This window comes from Candidatus Desulfovibrio trichonymphae (genome assembly GCF_002355955.1).
Classification (GTDB): Bacteria; Desulfobacterota; Desulfovibrionia; order Desulfovibrionales; family Desulfovibrionaceae; genus Desulfovibrio; species Desulfovibrio trichonymphae.
The window spans coordinates 890,001-906,283 of sequence record NZ_AP017368.1; the positions used below are offsets into that span (position 1 = coordinate 890,001).

A 16,283-nucleotide genomic window follows, 5' to 3' on the forward strand; every position below is an offset into this window, starting at 1 on the left:
GATTAATGTTTTCACTCACAAAAAACTACTCAATGCTTTCATGCTCCTCAATCTTGCGCAGCAGGTCGTCAAGACGCTTCAGCGCCTCGGCGCGAGTGTTCCCCGCCTGGGCAAGCGAAGCCCGCAATGTACGGTTTTCTTCTTCCAGTTCAGTTTTTTTTGTAGCCGCCTCGGCGACTTCAGCACGAAAACGCGCGTTCTCCGCCTTCAGATTGTCAAATTTCGTCAAAAGTCCGGTTATGTGCTTTTCCAACTGTTCAAAAATTTCCATACATGAAACCTACCACCACCACTTTTCAATGGCAAGATAAGGATACAGTGTGCATACCGCATCTGCCAAAAAACATATTACAATTCTTAACAAATAATTATTGTCAAGTCATTTTGCGTTCATTCAACAAAAAAACGCCGGCCTATCAAACTTTTTTGCGCGGCAGATTTTTTTGCTTTCCGCGGGCGATGGACATATCACCTTCAGGCACGTCTTTGGTAATGACGGAACCAGCGCCGACAAGAGCCCCGGCGCCGACGCTGACAGGGGCAACCAGCGCAGTATTGCTGCCGATAAAGGCCTTTTCCCCAATGATGGTCTTATATTTATGGCTGCCGTCGTAATTGCAGGTGATGGTTCCCGCGCCGATGTTCGCGCCCGCGCCGACATCAGCGTCTCCAAGATAGGTCAGGTGATTGGCCTTGGCACCCTCACCAAGGCGGGCATTCTTTACCTCAACAAAATTGCCAACATGCGCGTTCGCCGCAATGACAGCACCGGAGCGCAAACGCGCAAACGGCCCCACAGTCGCGCCCACACCCACGCGCGCACCCTCAAGATGTGAGAATTGACGCAGTTCGGCCCCTTCTTCAATCACGCTGTCGAGCACAACACAATGCGAAGCGACACGCGCCCCGCGCCGCACCTCTGACCGGCCCGCAATTTCACAAGGTCCTGTCAGTTCGGCACCCGGCTCTATGCGCGCGAACGGAGAAACACGCGCCATATCCGGCGCATGAAGCAGGACGCCTGACTGCAAAAGACGCTCAGCAACGCGGGCACGGAGCAGTTCTTCCATACGCGCAAGCTCCAGCGGCGAATTGACGCCCAGAAAACTTTCATCCTTGCCGCATTCCACAGCGCGAACGCTGTGTCCTTTTGTCGCAGCCAGGGCAATCAAATCAGTGACATAGTATTCTCCGCTCCTGTTGGCACAGGTAAGGCAGGGCAGAAGTTCCGCCACAAGGGCCAGATCAAGCAGGTACATGCCGGCGTTGACTTCATGAATCTGTGCGCCGTTTGCCGGAGCGTCGCAATCTTTAGCCTCCACAACGGCGCGCACCTGCCCCCCCTCGCGCAACACGCGGCCATACGCGCCGGGGCTATCCAGCACAATGCTCGCAAAGGCAATATCCGCACCCTCGGCTTTCTCAAGAAAGATGCGGACCAGATGTTCGTCGAGCAACGGCGCGTCGCCGTTAACCAGCAAAATATGACGGCAGCCCGCCCCGGCAAGCGTCGGCATGGCTTGCATCAGAGCATGGCCTGTGCCGAGTTGCTCGGCCTGCATGACAAAACGCCGATCCGGAAAGGCAGCCTGAAGCATTTGCGCCTGATGACCTGCAACTACCCAGACATCGTCGCCAAAATGCGGGCGCAATGCGGCAAGCACATAAGCGAGCATGTATTCGCCGAGAAGGGTCTGCAAAACCTTCGGCCTGTCGGAATGCATGCGCGTGCCCTTGCCGGCCGCTAAAACAAGAGCTGCCTTGTCCGGCATACCCCCCTCGCTGTGTACTGCGCGTTCTGAACAACTGGAGCATTGCACATCGTGAAGTGCTCTACTGCGCGTCCGACCGCCGAAAATACCGGACACAGGCCAACTTGAACCAGTCAAAGTCTAATATCTGTCTTTAGTAGGAGCCAAAAATAAACTCCTCATCTTTCACATCCACCGTGACGTCCTGTCCGTCGCAAATGTTGCCCGCCAAAATCTCGCGGGCAAGCGGCGTCTCCACACGCTGCTGCACGTAACGTTTGATCGGACGTGCGCCGTAAACAGGATCATACGCCGCCACGGCAATGAAGTCACGCGCAACGTCCGTCATGACAAGACTGATCTTGCGCTCCTCAAGCCGCAAACGCAAGCGGGCAAGCTGCAAATCCACAATACGCGCGATTTGCTCACGCCTCAGCGGCAGGAAAACCACGGTTTCATCCACGCGGTTCAAAAATTCTGGACGAAAATGAGCGCGCAAAGCCTCCATAACCTGCTCCCGCGCGCCGTCTTCCAGCGCGCCGTCCGGAGATATGCCTTCGAGCAGATGCAGGGAGCCGATGTTGGAGGTCATAATCACAATGCTGTTGCGAAAATCCACCGTACGTCCCTGACTGTCCGTCAGGCGGCCGTCATCAAGCATCTGCAAAAGCGTGTTGAAGACATCGGGATGCGCTTTTTCAATTTCATCAAATAAAATGACGGAATAGGGTTTGCGGCGCACCGCTTCGGTCAACTGCCCACCCTCGTCATAGCCCACATAACCGGGGGGCGCGCCGATAAGCCGCGACACGGAATGTTTTTCCATATATTCGCTCATGTCAAGGCGCACCATATTATCTTCAGTGTCAAACAACGCCTCGGCAAGCGTTTTGCAAAGCTCTGTCTTGCCCACGCCGGTCGGACCCAGAAAAATAAAGGAGCCGGTCGGCCGACACGGATCGGACAGCCCTGCCCGCGCGCGAAGCACAGCGTCGGCCACCGCGCTCACAGCCTCGTCCTGGCCAATGACACGCTTATGCAGCTCATCGGCGAGCTTCAACAATTTTTCGCGTTCAGACTCAACCAGCCGCGCAACCGGAATACCCGTCCATCTGGCCACAATTTCCGCCACGTCGTCAGGCCGCACTTCTTCACGCAACAGGCGCGGGGCATCGCCGACATCGCCACCGGAAAACTGAGCCAGTTTTTTCTGCAAATCAAGCAATTTTGAATACTTGAGTTCAGCCGCTCTGGTGAGATCATAGGCCTGTTCGGCCTGCTCAATGGCAAGACGCGTCTGCTCAATCTGTCCCTTGATCTTCCGCACCGTATCTATGGAACCCTTTTCATTTTTCCACTGTTCACGCATGGCGGTCTGCTCACCACGCAGATCGGCAAGCTCGTTCTCCAGTCGCTGAAGGCGTTCGCGCGAAGCCTCGTCCGTTTCACGGCGCAGGGCCTCGCGTTCAATTTCCAGCTGCATGACTTTACGATTGGCTTCGTCCAGATCGGCCGGCAAGGAGTCAATCTCCGTGCGTATCATGGCGGCGGCTTCGTCAATCAGGTCAATGGCCTTGTCCGGCAGCTGTCTATCTGAAATATAACGGTGCGAAAGCGTCACGGCATCCACAATGGCCGAATCGCTGATGCGCACCCCGTGGTGCACCTCAAAACGTTCTTTCAGGCCGCGCAGGATGGAAATGGAGTCCTCCACCGTAGGCTCATCCACCATCACCGGCTGAAAACGCCGTTCAAGCGCCGGGTCTTTTTCAATATATTTGCGGTATTCATCCACAGTGGTGGCGCCGATGCAATGCAGCTCGCCGCGCGCCAGCATGGGTTTGAGCAGATTGCCTGCGTCCATGGAGCCTTCTGTTCTGCCGGCACCCACAATGGTGTGTAACTCGTCAATAAACAGAATGATCCTGCCTTCGCTTTTTTCCACTTCGCCGAGTACGGCCTTGAGGCGCTCTTCAAATTCTCCCCGGTATTTCGCACCCGCAATCAGCGCGCCCATGTCCAGCGCGAATAATTTACGCCCTTTCAAGCCTTCCGGCACGTCTCCCTTGACAATGCGAAAGGCAAGCCCCTCGACAATGGCGGTTTTACCCACGCCCGCCTCGCCGATCAGCACAGGATTGTTCTTGGTGCGTCGTGAAAGAATGCGTATGACACGGCGTATTTCCGCATCACGGCCAATAACCGGGTCCATTTTGCCCTGATGCGCGGCCTCGACAAGATCGCGGGCGTATTTGTCAAGGGCCTCAAACGTGCCTTCGGGATTGGGACTTGTCACGCGCGCGCTGCCGCGCAATTCCTCCATGGCCATGACAAATCTCGCGCGGGTGACGCCGTATTCTTTCAGCGTCTGCCCAAGCGGAGAAGACGGCTCCACGCCGACAAGTGCGGCGAAGAGATGATCCACACTCACGTATTCGTCTTTCAGACGTTTTGCCTCGTTCTGTGCCTCACCCAGCACTTTTGCCAGACGCGGGGTGATTATGATTTTTGTCGAATCCACGCCGCCGCCCGAAATCTGCGGACGCTTGCGCAACGCCGTTTCCACCGCAACGGCAAACGCTTTGGGCTGTATGCCCGCGTGTTCGAGAATACGGGGCACAATACCGTTATCCTGCCGAGCAAGAACAAACGCCAGATGCTCGGCGTCAGTTTCCTGATGGCCCATGCCGGCGGCCAGAGTTTGCGCGTCGCTCACCGCTTCGCGGGCTTTGTCCGTAAATCTGCTGATGTCCATATATGCCTCCGGAATTACGCCCGCGCATCAAACGCTGACGCCTGCGCGAGCTTTTGCCAAAGCTCCTGTTCGGTCTCGTTCAGACACGCGGGTGTTCTGATCATTACTCTGACAAGCAAATCACCGCATTTGACGCCGCAGCCAAGCCCTTTGCCGCGCAAACGAAATTTGCGACCTGAACTCGTGCCCTGCGGAATATTCAACTCCACACTGGCATCCAGCGTCGGCACAGCCACTCTGCTGCCCAGCGCCGCTTCCCACGGCGCAAGCCATACGTCGCACTGCAGATTGTCTCCCCCTACCCTGAAGCGAGAGTGAGGCAGGTAGCGCACGCGCAAAAACAAATCGCCGGGCGAGCCGCCCGGAAGAGGGACTCCCTGGCCGGCCAAACGCAGCTTGGCGCCCTCACGGACGCCGGCCGGTACGTTGACCTCCAGCGTTTTCGGCCCATGAGCCATGCGCAACGTTACCGTATGGCGACCGCCACACGAAACATCTTCAAGACTCAAGGCCAATTCCGCTTCCACATCCCGGCCGCGCCGGCTCTTTGCGGAAAAACCGCTGAAAGAATCCGGCCCGAAACCTGCGTTTCTGCCCGCAGATCCGCCCTGCGCCGCGCCGCCGAAAAGTGTTTCAAAAAAATCAGAAAAGCCGGAGCCGTCAAAACTTTTGCCGTTAAACGTAAAATGCACGTTCTCAAAACCCGGCTCGCCCTGAAACTGCTGACCGTGCTGCCAGTTCGACCCCAACCGGTCATACAGGCGGCGTTTTTCCGGATCTTTTAGTACTTCATATGCCTCATTGACCTCTTTGAATTTTTCCTCGGCCTGCGCGTCGCCGGGGTGGAGATCCGGGTGGTACTGCCGGGCCAGCTTTTTAAAAGCCTTGGCGACATCTTCAGCGTCTGCCCCGCGTTCCACGCCCAGAAGCTTGTAATAATCCTTATACTCTACCGTCATGCTCTGATCTCCATTCGCGCTGGGCAACAGTTACGACGCCAAGGCGCACTGCCCGACGCGGTTACAGACAAAATAAGACCGCGCCGGAGATCGTCAACACTTTTGCACCGGGGGCAATCACAATGAAACAATATCTACCGACAGGGACATCCATATGTTCAAAAATGACCTTTCACGGCTTCCGCTCTATGGCCTCTGTGGCAGCAAAAAGAAATGGGGCAAGCATATTATTGCCTTGGAGAAAGGGCATATCGTGTTTCAGCAAGAGCCGGAACGCCAAAAGCACGGGAGCGCGACACGGAATGGAGCCGGTAACTCCCTTTTAGGGCGGACACCTTGTCGGTCAAGTATGTTTTGCAATTATGCATAGTTTTCAGTAATATCTAACATGCAGGCGGATTTTATGGGAAGCGCTGAAGGCGGAACTTTCCAAAATCGAAGTTCTGGAGTTCATTTTTATCGCCGCCGGAAATCACCAATACTCCGGCAAGCAAAGCAGTACCGGAAATTCAGGTATTCAGGCGCATTGAAAAACGACGTCTTGCGGTGTAAAGATCAGGCTATACCGTTTCCGCTCCTGTTTGAACTTCAGCAAAACGGGACAAGTGAAGGTGGTTGCCGCCTACAAGCGGCACAGCGGGAACTCGAGAAATGGCGAAGCAAGTTGAAACAGGAAAAACAGTTCAACCGCAAGATGAAGCTAAATCAAAAGGTTAGATAATTGGACACCCGAATAGAGACATTATGCTGAATACATTTGCATTCTCAGGAAAAAAGTATAGGATTTACCAATAATTATAGTCCGTAAAATACTCTTTTTGACTCATTGCTGTCCGGTTAAGCGGTCAGATGAGTTATGCGCACGCCGCATGCGGCGCGTATGGCATTGAGAATAACAGCCAGGGCAAAACCCACGCCCTGCTGCCAGCGAGCCGTAAATCTGCTCACCGGTCACAAGACGGTAAACATGAAATTCATGACATTCGCCCACTGCTGTTTGCGCAGCGCGAAAAAACGCCCCAACGGGAGGAGGACAGCAGCCTTGCGGCCTCTTAACAAACTGCCGCGTGACAGGTTGCCCAAAATTCTTCCCTTGTCCCTGCGGAGTTCGTGATATAAAGAATATGCACGAACACGGGGAGGCGGAAACGGCATGATTTTGTCAGGGCAAAAAGGCCCCCGCCGCAAACTGCCCTGGCTGCTCGCCGGGCTTGCGGCCCTTGGGCTTGCGTGGCGCATTTTCTTCTTCGGCGGTGAGGACGCGCAGCGCGTGAGCATGCAACAGCCGCCGGTGCGCGTGGCCATAGCCCGCGTCCAGGACATGCCGCACTATCTCGGCGGCCTCGGCACGGCGCTTGCCTCAAGCGACGTGCTCGTGACAAGCCGGGTGGACGGCGAGCTTGTGCGCCTGCACTTTCAGGAAGGCCGGCGCGTCAGGGCCGGCGATCTTCTGGCCGAAATAGACCCACGCCCCTATGAGGCGAAGCTGGGGGAGGCATTGGGTACGCTCGCCCGCGACGAAGCCCAGCTCGCCAACGCCCGCCGCGATCTCGCCCGCTACGCCAGACTGGCCGGGGGAGATTTCATCGCCGCCCAGCAGTATGAAACCCAGCGCTCCCTTGTACGCCAGCACGAAGGCACCGTGGAGGCGGACAAAGCTGCCATGAACGCGGCCCGCCTGCAGCTTGAATACAGCCGCGTCACAGCGCCCGCCGGCGGACGCCTAGGCCTCAAACAGGTAGACGAGGGCAATCAGATAAAAAGCTCGGACGCGAACGGCCTTGTACGCATCACCGAAACAAGCCCCTGCGACGTAATCTTCACCCTGCCGGGGAAATTCACCCCGCTCGTCATGCGGGCGTTGCGCGCCGGCGAAGCGAACCCCGACAGCGTGCCGCCTCCGGTAGAGGCATGGGATCAGGAAGGAAAAATTCTGCTGGCCACAGGCCGTCTGGTCTCAATGGACAATCAGATAGACGCGGCAACCGGCACCATAAGGCTCAAAGCCCGCTTCGCCAACACCGACGAGCGCCTCTACCCGAATCAGTTTGTCAACGCACGCCTGAAGGCGCGCACGCTTGAAAACACTGTCACCATACCCTCTTCGGCGGTGCAGCTCGGCGCGCGCGGCCCGTACGTCTTTGTGATTGACGCAGACAACACGGCGCGCGTCCGCGAAGTCGCGCAGGGCATCGCCACGCAGGGCCTGACCGTGATAGACAGAGGCATTGGAGCTGGCGATCGCGTCGTCACGGACGGCATTGACCGCCTGCGCGACGGAATCGCCGTCACCGTGGCCGCCGAGACGCAAACGCCGGCGGCGCCATGAACTTCTCGCGCATCTTCATTTTACGGCCCATCGCGACGTCACTGCTGACGGCGGCGCTCTTTCTCTCCGGCCTGCTGGCCTGGCGCTCGCTCCCCGTCGCGGCGCTGCCGCAGATAGACTACCCCACCATACAGGCGCAGACCTTTTACCCAGGCGCTTCGCCCGACGTGACGACCGTCGTTGTCACAGCGCCGCTGGAGCGGCAGTTCGGCATCATGCCGGGCCTGACGCAGATGTATTCGCTCTCGGCGGCGGGGGCATCCATGATAACATTGCAGTTCGACCTCTCTGTGCCGCTGGACGTGGCGGAGCAGGAGGTGCAGGCGGCCATCAACGCTGCGGCCAACCTGCTGCCCGCGGACCTGCCTTCTCCGCCCGTCTACAACAAGGTGAACCCCGCCGACCCGCCGGTCGTCACGCTGGCCGTGCTCAGCGACTCCATGCCCCTCACCAGCCTGGAAGACCTGACTGACACGCACCTCGCGCAAAAAATTTCGCAACTGCCGGGCGTGGGACTGGTGACGCTCTCGGGCGGACAACGCCCGGCCGTACGCGTGCAGGCAAACCCGCGCCTGCTCGCCGCCGCCGGCCTGACGCTCGCCGACGTGCGCGAAACCATAGCGCGCGCCAACGTCAACGCCGCCAAGGGCAGCCTTGACGGCCCGGAACGAGCATCCACCATAGACGCCAACGATCAGCTCGCCTCGGCGCAGGAATACGCGCAGACCGTCATAGGCTACAAAAACGGCGCGCCCCTGCGCCTTCAGGATGTGGCCGAGGTGGTGGAAGGCGCGGAAAACGTCCGTCTGGCGGCATGGGTGGCTGGGCGGCATCAAAATATCGCGGACGAGATGCCCTTCCGGCCCGCCATCGTGCTCTCTGTACAGCGCCAGCCCGGTGCGAACGTGCTGCGCGTGGCCGACAGCGTGAATGCCCTCCTGCCCTCGCTCACGCAAAGCCTGCCCGGCAGCGTGGAGGTGCGCGTCATCACCGACCGCACGGCCTCTATCAGAACGACAGTGCGCGGCGTACAGCGCGAGCTTTTTTTCGCCGTGGCCCTGGTTGTTTTTGTGATATGGCTTTTTTTGCGCAACGCGCGGGCCACCCTCATTCCGGCGTTGGCCGTGCCGCTCTCGCTCGTGGGTTCGCTTGGCGTCATGCACCTGGCCGGATTTTCCCTCAACAATCTGACGCTGATGGCCCTTGTCATCGCCACCGGCTTCGTGGTGGACGACGCCATTGTTGTCATAGAAAACATCTCACGCTATCTGGAGGCTGGGGAAAAGCCCCTGCAGGCCGCCCTCAACGGAGCTGGGCAGATAGGTTTCACCATCATTTCACTGACGGTTTCCCTCGTGGCGGTGCTCATTCCGCTGCTGTTCATGGGCGACGTGGCCGGGCGGCTGTTCCGCGAGTTCGCGGTCACGCTCGCAGTGACCATACTTGTTTCAGCCGTCACCAGCCTCACCCTGACGCCCATGCTCTGCACCGTCGCCCTTCGACAGAAGTGCCGTGAATCAGAACGCCCCGGAGGCTTTTTTCAGCGTCTGCTCGGCCTGTACGGGCGCGGCCTTGACCTTGTGCTGCGACGGCAGGGCATTGTGCTCGGCGCGGCCGTTGCGGTGCTGGGGCTCACGGCCATGCTGTGGGCCGTCACGCCCAAGGGCTTTTTTCCCGTGCAGGACACGGGCGTCATACAGGGCATGGCCGAATGCCCGCCCGACGCCTCTTTCGCGGCCGTGCGCGACTGCCAGAACGCCCTTGCCGAGGTAATCACAGGCGACGAGGCTGTGGAAAACGCGGCTTTTTTTATAGGCGTGGATGGCGTCAACCGCTCCATGAGCGTCTCGCGCCTGACAATAAAACTCAAGCCCCTGAGCGAACGCAATGCCCGCGCGCCGGAAATCGCCCGGCGCATTATGCGCAAGGCCGCAGCCCTGCCGGACGTGCGTCTGCATCTGCAGCCGGTGCAGGAGCTGACTATTGAAGACCGCATTTCCGCAAGCCAGTATCAGTTCACGGCAGAGGCCACCACCCGTGACGAGCTGCAAACATGGGTTCCGCGCCTTGTCGCGGCCCTGCGCGTCCGGCCGGAGCTTGAACACGTCACAAGCGACCTGCCAGAGCCCGCCCGCATGACTTGGCTGCGCGTCAACCGCGAAACGGCGGGGCGGCTCGGCGTGAGCATGGCCGACATAGACAGCGCGCTTTATGACGCCCTAGGCCAGCGCCTTGTCTCCACCATTTTCACACAGACAAACCAATACAAGGTGGTGCTGGAGGCGGCCCCGCGCTTTCGCGCGGACGCCTCGGCCATTGACGGCATCTACGTGCGCGGCGCAGGCGGCGCGCCAGTGCCGTTGACGAGCCTGGCCTCGGTGGAGGAACGCCCGGCGGCGGCAGCCGTGTCGCGGCAAGGGCAGTTTCCCGCAGCGACCATTTCCTTCAACGTTGCCCGCGCTTCCTCGCTGGGCGCGGCCACAGAGGCGGTGCTTGAAGCGCAGGCGGGGCTCGCGCTCCCTGCTTCCCTGCGCACGCGCTTTCAGGGCGCGGCCGAGGCATTCGCCTCTTCCACGACAAATCAGCTCCGGCTCATTCTCGCGGCGGTAGTCACCATGTATATTGTGCTCGGCGTGCTGTACGAAAGCTACATCCACCCCGTGACAATACTCTCCACCCTGCCTTCGGCGGGCGCTGGCGCGCTGCTGGCGCTGCTGATCGGCGGCATGGAGCTGGGGGTCGTCGGCATTATCGGCATCATATTGTTGATCGGCATTGTCAAGAAAAACGCCATCATGATGATAGACTTCGCCCTTGACGCCGAACGCCGCGAGGGCCTGTCGGCCGAGGATGCCATACGCAAGGCATGCCTCCTGCGTCTGCGGCCCATTTTAATGACCACCATGACCGCGCTGCTGGGCGCCCTGCCGCTCATGCTCGGCACGGGCATGGGCGCGGAACTGCGCCGCCCGCTCGGCGTGACAATGGTGGGCGGGCTGATTGTAAGTCAGGTTCTGACGCTTTTTACGACGCCCGTGATTTATTTGTGGTTTGACAGGCTCGGCAGGGCCCTCGGCGGAGGCAAAAGACATGAATAACGGCGCGGCGGGCCGCAGGCGCTTCGGCCCTGAATTTTTGCCGCTCAATGTCTCGGCGCTCTTCATACGCCGTCCTGTAGCCACCACCCTTTTAACCATCGCGCTCACGCTCGCCGGCGCGACGGCCTTCGGCCTTCTGCCGGTGGCGCCGCTGCCCGAGGTGGATTTTCCCGTTGTGGTGGTACGCGCCGGCCTGCCCGGCGCGAGCCCGAAAACCATGGCCGCCACTGTCACCACGCCGCTGGAGCGCGCGCTCGGCCACATCGCGGGCATTACGGAAATGACATCCACAAGCAGCCTCGGCACGAGCAGCGTGACCCTGCAATTTGATCTCGACCGCAGCATAGACGGCGCGGCCCGCGACGTGCAGGACGCCGTCAACGCCGCGCGCGCCGCTCTGCCCGCCCTGCCCTCCAACCCATCCTGGCGCAAGGTCAACCCTTCGGGAGCGCCCATCATGATACTTTCCATCACCTCGCAGGTGCTGACCCGCGCCCAAATGTACGACGCGGCATCCACCGTGCTGGCCCAAAAAATATCGCAGATTCCCGGCGTGGGCGAGGTCATTGTGGGCGGCGGCGCGCTGCCCGCCGTGCGCGTGGACGTGAATCCCGGCGCGCTTTCTGCGGCGGGCCTTGTCATGGAGGACGTGCGCGCGGCGCTTGTGCGGGCCAACGCATTTCTGCCCAAGGGCATGCTTGAGAACGAAACGGTTTGCCGGCTCGTGGGCGTGGATGACCAACTGCAAAAAGCGGAACAGTACAAACATGTCATTGTCGCAGAACGCGGGGACCGCGTTCTGCGCCTGGCGGATGTGGCCGAGGTGACGGACTCTTCGCAGGACGTGCGCAACATGGCGGTGGCAAACGGCAGGCAGGCCATACTGCTTATCGTCTTCCGCGCTCCAGGGGCCAACATCATCGACACGGTGGATCAGGTCAAGGCCATGATGCCGCGTCTGCAGGAGTGGCTTCCGGCCGGCGCGGAACTGGAAGAACGCATGGATCGTTCGGTAACCATACACGCCTCTCTGCGCGAAGTGGAAAAAAGCCTCGCGTTCTCCGTCATTCTGGTGGTGCTGGTGGTCTTTCTGTTTCTCGGCAGCGCGCGGGCGGCGATCATTCCGGCCATGGCGGCGCCGGTTTCGCTCATCGCCACCTTCGGCGTGATGTATCTGTGCGATTACAGCCTGAACAATCTCTCGCTCATGGCGCTCACCGTCTCCACCGGCTTTGTGGTAGACGACGCCATTGTAGTGCTTGAAAACATCACCCGCCGCATCGAGGCGGGCGATTCCCCCTTCCGGGCCGCCCTGCGCGGCGCGAGGGAAGTGGGTTTCACCGTGTTTTCCATTTCCCTTTCCCTTGTCGCCATGTTCACGCCCATACTCTTTATGGGCGGCATTGTCGGCCGCCTTTTCCGCGAGTTCGCCGTGATTCTGACCACGGCGGTGCTCATCTCCATATTCATCTCCTTGAGCGTCACGCCCATGATGTGCGCCCGCCTGCTCAGGCCGCGGCGCACGGACAAGGCGGACGGCCCCGGCGAGACAGGCATTGCACGCTCAGGCCGCCTTGCCCGCCTCATGCCGCGGCTCGCCGCCCTGCCGGGCCGCCTGCACGCGGGCTACGCGAAAAGCCTGGCCGTCACCCTACGGCATCCCGCGCTGGTCATGACCGGGCTTGCGCTGGTGATCGCCGGCAATGCATATATGTATTTCATTGTACCAAAAGGCTTTTTTCCGCAACAGGACACAGGCGTCATCATGGGCGGCATACGGGCGGACCAGAGTGCCTCATTCCAGTCCATACGCGACAAATTGACCCGCCTTGTCGAGACCATAAGGAAAGACCCCGCCGTGGCGCAGGTTTCCGCCCATATTTCCGGAGGACGAGGCGGGGGCGGGGTGTTTATATCCCTCAAGCCCCTAGCCGAGCGCAAGCTTCCGGCCGAGGCCGTGATAGGCCGGCTGCGGAGCAGCCTTTCCTCGGAGCCGGGCCTGCAGATTTTTCTGCAGCCCGCGCAGGACATCATGATGGGCGGTCGCGGCTCGCGCTCGCAGTACCAGTACACCCTGCAGGCGGACAACTTGACGGAACTGCGCGCCGAGGGTCGCCGCATGCAGGCGGCCCTCGCCCGACACCCCCTCTTCAGGGATGTGGACAGCGACATTGAGGAACGCGGCCTGCAGACCGTGCTCGCGGTCAACCGCGACGCGCTCGCCCGCGCGGGACTTTCCATGCGTGATGTGGACAGCGCCCTGAACAATGCCTTCGGCCAGCGGCAGATCTCCACTATTTATGAAGACAAAAATCAGTACCGCGTTGTGCTGGAATACGGACAGAACTGGCTTGAGGACGCGGACGCACTTGACAGGGTGCGCCTGTCGGGCGCAGGCGGCCTTGTGCCCCTTGCCTCCGTCGCAACCGTCGGGCCGGGATTCGCGCCGCTTTCCGTGGCACATCAGGGGCAGTTCGCCGCAGTGACCATTTCTTTCAACCTAGCGCAGGGCGCGGCTCTTTCACAGGCGCAGGAGGCCATTGCAGCCGCCCGGACGGCTCTGGACACGCCGCAGAACGTGCTGGGCAGCTTTCAGGGCACGGCCAAGCTCTACAGCGACACGGCGACGAATCAGGTCATTCTTGTGCTGGCGGCACTCGCCGCGCTCTATATTGTGCTGGGCGTGCTGTACGAAAGCCTTGTCCATCCCGTGACCATACTCTCCACCCTGCCGCCGGCCGGGGGGGGAGCGCTCGCCGCGCTGCTGCTCTTCCGCATGGAATTTACCGTCATCGCCCTGATAGGCATGTTGCTGCTGTGCGGCATAGTGAAAAAAAACGCCATCCTGATGATCGACTTCGCCCTTGAGGCCGTGCGCGTTCGGGGACTGCCTCCGGAAAAGGCCATATACGAGGCCTGCCTGCTGCGCTTCCGGCCTATTATGATGACAACCGCAGCCGCCATTCTGGGGGCCGTGCCCCTGGCGCTCGGCCGAGGCGACGGCGCGGAGCTGCGGGCGCCGCTCGGCGTGACCATTGTGGGCGGGCTTGTGGTGAGCCAGTTTTTGACGCTCTACACAACGCCGGTGGTATTTTTGTACCTTGACCGGCTGCGCCTTGCCGCGCGGCGCGCCCGGCTCGAACTGCGTTACGGCCGGGCAAAGGCCGCGCGCATTCTGCTTTTCGGAACGCGACGGCCGAAAATAATCACAGATTTTCCGGAGAACATCACATGAACATCATTGGAGCCGGCTTTGAAATCACGGCTATTGCCCCGGGCGCGAATATACTCAGACGCATTGAGACGGCCGGACGCGTGTGTCACAAGTCTGAAGACAGAATAACGGACACTTCCGCAGCCTCCTTTGTGCGCAAAATTCTCGCGTCAGGCCATCACAGCGTTATTGAGCACGCCTCCGCAACGGCGCGCATCGTGTGCGACCGCGGGGTCTCCCACGAGCTTGTACGCCACCGTCTCGCCGCCTGCAGTCAGGAGAGTACGCGCTACGCCAATTACGCGCGGGACAAGTTCGGAAGCGAAATCACGGTGATCAGGCCCTGTTTCTGGCGGGAGAGCTCACCGGAATACGATCTGTGGCGTGAGGCCATGCTCGCGGCGGAAGCGGCTTATCTGTCGCTTGTTGCGACCGGAGCCACGGCCCAGCAGACGCGCTCGGTGCTGCCCAACAGCCTGAAAACGGAAATCGTGCTCACCTGCAATATGCGCGAATGGCGGCATATTTTTACCTTGCGCTGCGCAAAAACCGCGCACCCGCAAATGCGCGAGGTAATGCTGCCCCTGCTTGCCGCCATGCACAAACGCGCGCCAGAACTCTTCACCGACCTGTTTGAGCAGTTCCAGCGGGACATTGAAGACGAAACATGGAAAGGCTGACGGGCCGGCCTCTTCCACGAAATGGTATTTGATAACCTGATCCCCTCGTGGAAAGGCGACAAAACCGCGCGGGAACAGATGCACTATGCACAGTGTCTGGCTGGAATGGCGTTCTCAAACACGCTTCTTGGGATCATGCACTCCATGGCACATAAAACCGGCAGCGGCGTTCTCGACAGGGCATATCCCTCACGGCTGCGCCAACGCGATATATCTGACGTATGTCATTCGGTACAACTCGCGCGCCGCGGGCAGCCGGCGATGAGTTCACCAAAAAATTGTCGTCCATAGCCGAACTTGCCGTCGGCGACGCGTGCACGGGCTCCAACCCGAGGCCGATAACGCCGAAGGAGATGGCGACGCTTATGTCCTGCACATACTACAGAGGCGCACAGTCTGTGGGCGGCCCTTGTCGGACTATCTGCTGCTCAGCGAGGCAAACTGCAAGCACTGCTATAAGTGCGTAAGGCTACAATGTCTTTTTTATCATTCATCCCGCAATGTTCTGGCCATCAGGCTTTGAGCCGCCTCACGGGGGCAACTCCCGCGGTAAAGGATATGATACACCGCCGCGCTTATCGGCGCGTCCACACGGAGGCGGCGGGTCAGTTCATGGACGGCGGCAGCGGTTTTAACCCCCTCCGCCACCATGCCGAGATTTTTTGTTGTGCCTTCAAGCGATTCTCCGCGTCCGAGGCGCAAGCCCACCTGTCTGTTGCGAGAAAGATCACCCGTGCAGCTTAAAATCAGATCGCCGAGACCTGAAAGTCCCATGAAAGTGCGTTCTAAGGCACCGCAGGCCACACCGATGCGGCTCATTTCAGCAAGACCTCTGGTGAGCAGCGCAGCGCGGCTGTTGAGCTCCAGCTCAAGACCGTCACAAAGGCCCGCTGCGATGGCCATGACATTTTTGAGCGCTCCGCCCATTTCCACCCCGACAACGTCTGTACTGGAATAGCAACGAAACGTCGCGCCTGAAAAAATTTCCCGAAGATGCCGGCCGGAAGCTTCGTCATGCGTGGCAAGAACAACGGCCGTGGGCAGAGAGCGCAGCACTTCTTTTGCGAAAGACGGTCCGGAAAGCGCGGCGTAACGCAAAGCGAAACCGTCAAGTTCTTCCTGCGCGATTGTGGTGCACACGGCCAGACTGCCTGTTTCAATCCCCTTTGCCGTGTTGACCACGGTGAGGCTGTGCCGGAAATATTTTTTGTAGACACGCAGCCACGCGCGCAACTGTTGACACGGCACGGACAGCACCAGCAGATCGTTGTGCAGTGCAGCCGGATCTGTAGTGGCTGTCACACCCTTGTCAAGTGACACTCCGGGAAGATAGCGCGGGTTTTCGCGATGGGTGTTGATGGCGTGCGCCACTTCCTCATTCCGCAGCCAGAGCGTGACCACATGACCGCGGGCGGCGAGCATGTGTGCAAGCGCCGTGCCCCAGCTGCCGCCGCCCGCTACACAAACAGAAACGGCGTCCATATTTTACCATTGACG

General features: G+C 59.8%; 13 protein-coding genes (1 of these 13 only partly in view). 6 read left to right on the forward strand and 7 right to left on the reverse strand.

What is annotated here, in order from left to right; translation table 11 throughout:
* The 5 genes from zapA to RSDT_RS04365 all read right to left on the reverse strand — a co-directional run.
* Positions 1 to 19, reverse strand: partial view of a cell division protein ZapA gene (gene zapA, locus RSDT_RS04345; protein ID WP_096399702.1) — the 5' portion only. The gene continues 245 nt to the left of window position 1, outside the view; the window shows 19 of its 264 coding nt (coding positions 1-19); its start codon is at positions 17 to 19; its stop codon lies off the left edge, out of view.
* 6 nt (positions 20 to 25) lie between these two features.
* On the reverse strand, positions 26 to 271 hold the full coding sequence (gene zapB, locus RSDT_RS04350; RefSeq protein WP_096399703.1) for a cell division protein ZapB: 246 nt from the start codon (positions 269 to 271) through the stop codon (positions 26 to 28).
* Positions 272 to 416: 145 nt separating this feature from the next.
* On the reverse strand, positions 417 to 1,772 hold the full coding sequence (gene glmU, locus RSDT_RS04355; RefSeq protein ID WP_096399704.1) for a bifunctional UDP-N-acetylglucosamine diphosphorylase/glucosamine-1-phosphate N-acetyltransferase GlmU: 1,356 nt from the start codon (positions 1,770 to 1,772) through the stop codon (positions 417 to 419).
* Positions 1,773 to 1,905: 133 nt separating this feature from the next.
* Positions 1,906 to 4,506: an ATP-dependent chaperone ClpB gene (clpB, locus tag RSDT_RS04360; protein ID WP_096399705.1), complete on the reverse strand. Its 2,601-nt coding sequence runs from the start codon at positions 4,504 to 4,506 to the stop codon at positions 1,906 to 1,908.
* Positions 4,507 to 4,520: 14 nt separating this feature from the next.
* Complete coding sequence (locus RSDT_RS04365) at positions 4,521 to 5,465, reverse strand: DnaJ C-terminal domain-containing protein (protein ID WP_096399706.1); 945 nt, start codon at positions 5,463 to 5,465, stop codon at positions 4,521 to 4,523.
* Positions 5,466 to 5,868: 403 nt separating this feature from the next.
* Between RSDT_RS04365 and RSDT_RS04370 the strand changes: the two genes are divergently transcribed.
* The 6 genes from RSDT_RS04370 (at position 5,869) to thyX (ending at position 14,786) form a co-directional block, all read left to right on the forward strand.
* Positions 5,869 to 6,186 carry a hypothetical protein gene (locus RSDT_RS04370; RefSeq protein ID WP_096399707.1) on the forward strand — a complete coding sequence of 106 codons (318 nt, stop codon included), beginning with the start codon at positions 5,869 to 5,871 and terminating at the stop codon, positions 6,184 to 6,186.
* Positions 6,187 to 6,314: 128 nt separating this feature from the next.
* Positions 6,315 to 6,521 (forward strand): hypothetical protein, encoded by a 207-nt coding sequence (locus tag RSDT_RS04375; RefSeq protein WP_096399708.1) that lies wholly within the window; start codon positions 6,315 to 6,317, stop codon positions 6,519 to 6,521.
* A gap of 97 nt (positions 6,522 to 6,618) precedes the next feature.
* The gene (locus tag RSDT_RS04380) at positions 6,619 to 7,794 is read left to right on the forward strand and encodes an MdtA/MuxA family multidrug efflux RND transporter periplasmic adaptor subunit (RefSeq protein WP_096399709.1); all 1,176 of its coding nucleotides are present in this window, start codon (positions 6,619 to 6,621) and stop codon (positions 7,792 to 7,794) included.
* Positions 7,791 to 10,892, forward strand: a complete 3,102-nt coding sequence (locus tag RSDT_RS04385; RefSeq protein ID WP_096399710.1) for an efflux RND transporter permease subunit — start codon at positions 7,791 to 7,793, stop codon at positions 10,890 to 10,892. Before RSDT_RS04380 ends, RSDT_RS04385 begins: the two co-directional genes overlap by 4 nt.
* Entirely contained in the window at positions 10,885 to 14,127 is a 3,243-nt protein-coding gene (locus RSDT_RS04390; protein WP_096399711.1) for an efflux RND transporter permease subunit, read from the forward strand. The genes RSDT_RS04385 and RSDT_RS04390 overlap by 8 nt, the downstream gene beginning before the upstream one ends.
* Positions 14,124 to 14,786: an FAD-dependent thymidylate synthase gene (gene thyX / locus RSDT_RS04395; RefSeq protein WP_096399712.1), complete on the forward strand. Its 663-nt coding sequence runs from the start codon at positions 14,124 to 14,126 to the stop codon at positions 14,784 to 14,786. The genes RSDT_RS04390 and thyX overlap by 4 nt, the downstream gene beginning before the upstream one ends.
* A gap of 133 nt (positions 14,787 to 14,919) precedes the next feature.
* Here the strand turns inward: thyX and RSDT_RS07690 are convergent, their stop codons facing one another.
* Together RSDT_RS07690 and RSDT_RS04405 are read right to left on the reverse strand one after the other, a co-directional pair.
* On the reverse strand, positions 14,920 to 15,162 hold the full coding sequence (locus RSDT_RS07690; RefSeq protein WP_269457542.1) for a hypothetical protein: 243 nt from the start codon (positions 15,160 to 15,162) through the stop codon (positions 14,920 to 14,922).
* A gap of 110 nt (positions 15,163 to 15,272) precedes the next feature.
* Entirely contained in the window at positions 15,273 to 16,268 is a 996-nt protein-coding gene (locus RSDT_RS04405) for an NAD(P)H-dependent glycerol-3-phosphate dehydrogenase (RefSeq protein ID WP_096399713.1), read from the reverse strand.
* Positions 16,269 to 16,283 lie beyond the last annotated feature (15 nt).

Excerpts from the sequence above, each read along its gene's own strand:
- clpB (WP_096399705.1), bottom strand. The coding sequence starts at position 4,506 with ATGGACATCAGCAGATTTACGGACAAAGCCCGCGAAGCGGTGAGCGAC.
- RSDT_RS04375 (WP_096399708.1), top strand. The coding sequence starts at position 6,315 with ATGAGTTATGCGCACGCCGCATGCGGCGCGTATGGCATTGAGAATAAC.
- zapB (WP_096399703.1), bottom strand. The coding sequence starts at position 271 with ATGGAAATTTTTGAACAGTTGGAAAAGCACATAACCGGACTTTTGACG.
- RSDT_RS04365 (WP_096399706.1), bottom strand. The coding sequence starts at position 5,465 with ATGACGGTAGAGTATAAGGATTATTACAAGCTTCTGGGCGTGGAACGC.
- RSDT_RS04370 (WP_096399707.1), top strand. The coding sequence starts at position 5,869 with ATGGGAAGCGCTGAAGGCGGAACTTTCCAAAATCGAAGTTCTGGAGTT.
- RSDT_RS04390 (WP_096399711.1), top strand. The coding sequence starts at position 10,885 with ATGAATAACGGCGCGGCGGGCCGCAGGCGCTTCGGCCCTGAATTTTTG.
- RSDT_RS04405 (WP_096399713.1), bottom strand. The coding sequence starts at position 16,268 with ATGGACGCCGTTTCTGTTTGTGTAGCGGGCGGCGGCAGCTGGGGCACG.
- glmU (WP_096399704.1), bottom strand. The coding sequence starts at position 1,772 with ATGCCGGACAAGGCAGCTCTTGTTTTAGCGGCCGGCAAGGGCACGCGC.
- thyX (WP_096399712.1), top strand. The coding sequence starts at position 14,124 with ATGAACATCATTGGAGCCGGCTTTGAAATCACGGCTATTGCCCCGGGC.
- RSDT_RS04385 (WP_096399710.1), top strand. The coding sequence starts at position 7,791 with ATGAACTTCTCGCGCATCTTCATTTTACGGCCCATCGCGACGTCACTG.
- RSDT_RS04380 (WP_096399709.1), top strand. The coding sequence starts at position 6,619 with ATGATTTTGTCAGGGCAAAAAGGCCCCCGCCGCAAACTGCCCTGGCTG.